The organism is uncultured Fretibacterium sp., assembly GCF_938040765.1.
Classification (GTDB): Bacteria; Synergistota; Synergistia; order Synergistales; family Aminobacteriaceae; genus CAJPSE01.
Map to the genome: position 1 here is coordinate 1 of NZ_CALIAA010000259.1, position 1503 is coordinate 1503.

Annotated in this window: 2 protein-coding genes; both read right to left on the reverse strand. The window is 56.9% G+C overall.

Annotated features, from left to right (window positions below):
• On the reverse strand, window positions 1–584 hold a 584-nt coding region (gene araD, locus Q0176_RS09000), incomplete at its 3' end, for an L-ribulose-5-phosphate 4-epimerase AraD (protein WP_299301801.1).
• 24 nt (window positions 585–608) lie between these two features.
• Complete coding sequence (locus Q0176_RS09005) at window positions 609–1370, reverse strand: FGGY-family carbohydrate kinase (protein WP_299301804.1); 762 nt, start codon at window positions 1368–1370, stop codon at window positions 609–611.
• Window positions 1371–1503: the final 133 nt, after the last annotated feature.

Here is a 1503-nt window from a genome sequence, read left to right on the forward strand (position 1 = left end):
CATGCCATCTTGGCGACCTCCTCCAGAATACAGGCATTTTCCACGGCCGCAGCAGGTGTCCTCCCCCAGGAAAAAGGGCCGTGAGCAGCCACCAGGACAGCGGGTGTCGCCTGATACTCCTTATCTTTAAAGGAACGAACGATCGCTTTTCCGGTGTTTCCTTCGTAATCGCCCTCTATCTCCTCCGGGGTCAACAAGGGAGTGCAGGGAACCGGGCCAAAAAAGGTATCCGCATGGGTCGTCCCCAGCGGAGGTATGGCTTTCCGGCCTTGTGCCCATGCCGTAGCGACGGGAGAATGGGTATGAACGACCCCGCCGATATCCTCAAATGCCCTGTAAAGCTCAAGATGCGTCGCGGTGTCGCTGGAGGGCCTGAAAGAGCCCTCTACAACCCTTCCCTTGAGATCGACGACCGGAATCATTTCCGGTTTCAAATCGGCGTAGGAGACGCCGCTGGGCTTGATGGCGACGACGCCTCTCGAGCGGTCGATACCGCTGACGTTCCCCCACGTCAGGATGACCAGGCCATACTCGACAAGTTTCAGGTTCGCATGGAAAACTTCTTCTCTCAGTTCTTCAAACATGGCTATTGATTGTCCTGGCAGTCCTCATGCGCCGGTTTGCATCCGTGCGACCTCGGCCATGATGTCCTTGGTCCTCTCGTAAAGCATGGTGTAAAGCCTGAAGTGATTTCCGTAAAGTTCGTTGTTCTCGGTATTGGTCCTGACGGTCTCCCGGAAATCGAGCCAGCCTTTTATCTCCAAAGGATCTTTGAACACCCCTACCCCCATCCCGGCCAGAAACGCATCGCCTAAGGTGGCCTCGACGTCACGGTTCAAGCGCTTCATGGCGTAGCCGGTGGCGTCGGCAAAGATCTGGGTCCAAAGGTCGCTTCGGGCGGGGCCTCCTACGATGTAGCACTCTTTATCCAGCTTGATGCCGGCCTTGACCGCCTCCTCCATGTTATGGCGCAGGGAAAGGGCGACCCCCTCCATACAGGCTCGGTAAATATGGCCTCGAGTGTGCAGTAACGAAAGTCCAAGCACCGTGCCTCGTGCGTCCGGATCCCAGATGGGGGAGCGCTCTCCCATAAAATACGGGAGGACGATCAGGCCATCGCTTCCGACCGCGACATTCTTCGCCTCCTTTTCCAAAAGGGAGTAGGCGGAGATGTCGGAACAGCGCTGGACCTCCCGTTCGCAGGCCCCAAACTCGTCACGGAACCAGCGAATGATTGCACCGGATGTCGCTCCTCCTCCAAAGGTATAGATTGTCGACTCGTCATTGACCACATAGGGAAAGCTGATCAAGCCCGGGGTAAGGTATTTTCCATCGTGAACCGTTCCCCAGCAGATGGAAGTCCCTGTCATGGCCACGTGCTCGCCTTCGTTTACGACACCGCAGCTGAATTGAGCTACAGGGGCGTCAATCCCGCCTGCGACAATCGGAGTTCCCTCCAGGAGCCCTGTCGCTGCGGCGTATTTTTTATTGAGTTTCCCGACG